The organism is Flavobacterium sp., assembly GCF_040382755.1.
Taxonomy (GTDB): domain Bacteria; phylum Bacteroidota; class Bacteroidia; order Flavobacteriales; family Flavobacteriaceae; genus Flavobacterium.
Window position 1 is genome coordinate 1 of the sequence record NZ_JBEIET010000166.1, and the last position, 3540, is coordinate 3540.

Genomic DNA, 3540 nt, shown 5'->3' on the forward strand with positions numbered 1-3540 from the left:
ATTAATTCCATATAATATGTTCAAAAAGTATTAAAAATAAAATCTTTGCGAACCTTAGCGGGAAACTTTGCGTTTCTTTGCGGTAAATTTAACAATGAAAGAAAAGAAAAAATTAAAATACGATTTAGCCTATTTGCGCATTGCAACCGAATGGGGAAAGTTATCTTATTGCAAACGCAAACAAGTTGGTGCTATTATTGTTAGAGATAAAATGATTATTTCTGACGGCTATAATGGTACGCCAAGTGGCTTTGAAAATTGTTGTGAAGATGAAGAAAACCTAACAAAGTGGTACGTACTTCACGCTGAGGCAAATGCCATATTAAAAGTGGCGCGTTCTACACAATCTTGTGAAGGGGCTACGTTGTATATTACCCTTTCACCTTGTAAAGAGTGTAGCAAATTAATTCATCAATCCGGTATAAAACGCGTGGTGTATTTAGATGAATACAAAGACACTTCAGGTGTAGATTTTTTAAGAAAAGCAGGTGTAGAAGCCGAACATTTGCAAGAAATTTATGAGTAAACATCAAAATAAATTTTACATTTATATACCTATAATCATCGCCTTGTCTTTTGCGGGTGGAATGCTACTGGGAAGTAAATTAGATGTTTTACAACAAACCAACTTAGGTTCAAAATCTGCAGGAAAATTAAAGCTTAATAAATTACTTGATTTTATTGATAAAGAATATGTAGATGAAGTAAATACCGATTCAATTGTAGATTTAACAGTTTCCGGAATTTTAAAAAACCTCGATCCACATTCTATTTACATCCCAAAAGAACAATTGGCGGCTGTAAATGAAAGTATGGAAGGAAATTTTGTAGGCATTGGCGTAAATTTTTATATGTATAAAGACACGTTAACGGTTATTAAACCCATTCCAAACGGACCTTCTGCAAAAGCAGGAATACAATCAGGAGATAGAATTTTATTTGCCAATAATAAGCAACTTTTCAATAAAAAATACCAATCAGAAAATTTATTTCCAATTTTAAAGGGTGAAATTGATACGCCTGTTAATTTGGTAGTATACAGAAAATCTGAAAACAAAAAATTTAAAGTAACTGTTGTTAGAAATTTAATTCCAGTTAAAAGTATAGATGTTGCCACAAAAATTAACGATAAAACAGGTTATATTAAAGTAAATCGATTTGCCGAAACGACATATAGTGAATTTCATAACGCTTTAGTATCTTTAAAAAAGCAAGGAATTAAAGAAGTAATTATAGATTTAAGAGAAAATGGTGGCGGTTACTTAGAAATGGCTGTCGCAATGGCCGATGAATTCTTAATAGACAAGCAAGTAATCGTTAAAACCAAAAATAAAAAAGGAAATGTAGATGTATCTTACGCTACTTCAAAAGGTATTTTTGAAACAGGACGTGTGTACGTTTTAATTGATGAAAATAGCGCTTCGGCAAGTGAAATTTTCGCAGGTGCCATTCAGGATAACGACAGAGGAACTATAATTGGGCGTCGTTCATTCGGAAAAGGATTGGTGCAACGCGAAATGAAAATGAATGATGGTTCTGCGGTACGATTAACCATTGCAAGATATTATACACCTTCTGGCAGAAGTATTCAAAAACCTTATGAAGACAAAGGCGAAAAGTATTTTAACGAATTTGAAAAACGTTTTTTAAGTGGCGAATTATACGAAGCAGACAGTATTAAGGTAGCCGATAGTTTAAAATTTAAAACAAAAAAAGGCAGAATTGTATATGGCGGCGGCGGAATTATCCCTGATGTATTTGTACCGATTGAAAAAAATCACAATAAGGAAGGTTTAGAATTACTTCTGCAATCGGAAATAATGAGCTATTATGCTTTTGAAAAATTAGATGAAAATCGAGCATATTTCAGTAAAATGAATGCAGCACAGTTAAAAAACGAATTGTTTAAAAAGGACAAATATTTTTCTCAATTTAAAGAGTATATTACTTCAAATGGCTTGCTTTTTAATATATCCAATCAAAAGGAACAGGTGCTAACGTATTTATATGCTGAATTTTCTAAACAATTATTTAACGACATTTCGTATTATAAAATTGTACTTCCAAAAGACAAAATGATTACTAAAGTTTTAGAAAAGCAGAAATGACAACTTACTCTTTCACAGCATCGTGAACCTGAACAGGTTTTCCATTATTCCATAAAGTCAAAACATCTGTAGCCGCACTTGCGCCACTTCCAGCAGCAATTACAAGTTGACTTCTGTGTCCGGCTAGAGTACCGATAGCATAAATACCTTCTGCTACCAAATGATCATTATTTTCTAACTGAATTCTATTTTTCTCAGGTGCTGCTTTTTTGTGTGGAATAATGTAGTTTTCCAATCCTTCAATCGTAAACGGATTTCCAGCACCAATACCAATCATAATTAGTTTTGAATGATAGGTGTTTTTATTTGTAGTAATTGTGAAGTTATTAAATTCACCAGAAATTCTTACAACTTTTTCGCCTTCAATTTGTAAAATTTGTGGATATAAATTTTGTAAATGTTCCAAACTACTATTTAATAAATTACGACCTAAAGTTCCAGGTGCAATTCCGTAGGCATTATTAAATATAGCGTTTTGTAAAGAAGAGGCTTTCTGATGTGCAATAATGCCAATTTGTTTATCACCCATAAAAGATTTCTCTTTAGCCGAACCAAAAATTAATGCAGCTGAAACTCCAGAAACACCGCCGCCAATTATTAAAACGTCAAACATATTATTTTGTTTGTTCTACTACTTTTTTCGCAACTCTAAAAAGTGTTACAACTAGGATAGCACAAAACGAAGCAATAATTCCAATTATAGCAATTGTACTTTCTCCTTCAAATGGTTTTTCAAAATCAATTTTTGTAGCATTAAAAATAATTGTGATTACAGATAATACGATAATAATGTAACTAAATATTTTCATTTTCATTTTTTTTTGTTGCCTGAGACTCTCGATGGCAACAGTTTATTATAAATTACACAAACAATCCTTTTACGTTAGCGGCAAATAACTTAATTGAAATGGCTAACAAAATAACACCAAAAACTTTTCGTATTATTCCTAAACCATTTACACCTAATAATTTTTCAATTTTACCAGACGATTTTAAAACACCATACACTAAAATAACGTTAATTAAAATAGCAATAATGATATTAATTTTATCATAGGCAGCACGTAAAGATAATAAAGTTGTCATTGTTCCAGCACCTGCAATTAATGGAAAGGCAATTGGCACAATAGATGCAGTAGTTGGGTTATCTTCTTTATATAATCGTACACCTAAAATCATTTCTAAAGCTAAGAAAAAAAGCACAAACGAACCTGCAACAGCAAACGAATTGGCATCAATACCAATTAATTTTAAAATTTCTTCTCCTACAAATAAAAAAGCAATCATAATTATAGCTGAAACTATAGTTGCCTTTTCTGATTGTATATGTCCAATTTTACTTCGTAAATCTACAATAATAGGAATACTCCCTAAAATATCAATTACAGCAAATAATATCATCGATATGGTAAAAACTTCTTTCCAGTCAATC

The 3540-nt window shown here is 31.4% G+C and carries 5 protein-coding genes; 2 read left to right on the plus strand and 3 right to left on the minus strand.

Going from position 1 to position 3540, the window contains the following annotated elements:
* Positions 1–94 precede the first annotated feature (94 nt).
* Together ABWO04_RS10565 and ABWO04_RS10570 are read left to right on the plus strand one after the other, a co-directional pair.
* A complete protein-coding gene (locus tag ABWO04_RS10565; protein ID WP_353079668.1) occupies positions 95–526 on the plus strand; it encodes a deoxycytidylate deaminase in 432 nt (143 codons plus the stop codon).
* On the plus strand, positions 519–2108 hold the full coding sequence (locus ABWO04_RS10570; protein ID WP_353079669.1) for a S41 family peptidase: 1590 nt from the start codon (positions 519–521) through the stop codon (positions 2106–2108). The genes ABWO04_RS10565 and ABWO04_RS10570 overlap by 8 nt, the downstream gene beginning before the upstream one ends.
* Before the next feature lie 4 nt (positions 2109–2112).
* On the opposite strand, the gene ABWO04_RS10575 is transcribed toward ABWO04_RS10570, so the two are convergent.
* Genes ABWO04_RS10575 through ABWO04_RS10585 form a run of 3 tightly spaced genes read right to left on the minus strand, consistent with a single transcriptional unit; the run spans position 2113 to position 3539 of the window.
* Positions 2113–2721: an NAD(P)/FAD-dependent oxidoreductase gene (locus tag ABWO04_RS10575; RefSeq protein WP_353079670.1), complete on the minus strand. Its 609-nt coding sequence runs from the start codon at positions 2719–2721 to the stop codon at positions 2113–2115.
* A gap of 1 nt (position 2722) precedes the next feature.
* Positions 2723–2917 carry a hypothetical protein gene (locus ABWO04_RS10580; RefSeq protein ID WP_353079671.1) on the minus strand — a complete coding sequence of 65 codons (195 nt, stop codon included), beginning with the start codon at positions 2915–2917 and terminating at the stop codon, positions 2723–2725.
* Between the two features lie 52 nt (positions 2918–2969).
* Positions 2970–3539, minus strand: coding sequence for a MarC family protein (locus ABWO04_RS10585; protein ID WP_353079672.1), 570 nt, complete (start codon positions 3537–3539; stop codon positions 2970–2972).
* Position 3540: the final 1 nt, after the last annotated feature.

Excerpts from the sequence above, each read along its gene's own strand:
- ABWO04_RS10565 (WP_353079668.1), top strand. The coding sequence starts at position 95 with ATGAAAGAAAAGAAAAAATTAAAATACGATTTAGCCTATTTGCGCATT.
- ABWO04_RS10575 (WP_353079670.1), bottom strand. The coding sequence starts at position 2,721 with ATGTTTGACGTTTTAATAATTGGCGGCGGTGTTTCTGGAGTTTCAGCT.
- ABWO04_RS10580 (WP_353079671.1), bottom strand. The coding sequence starts at position 2,917 with ATGAAAATATTTAGTTACATTATTATCGTATTATCTGTAATCACAATT.
- ABWO04_RS10570 (WP_353079669.1), top strand. The coding sequence starts at position 519 with ATGAGTAAACATCAAAATAAATTTTACATTTATATACCTATAATCATC.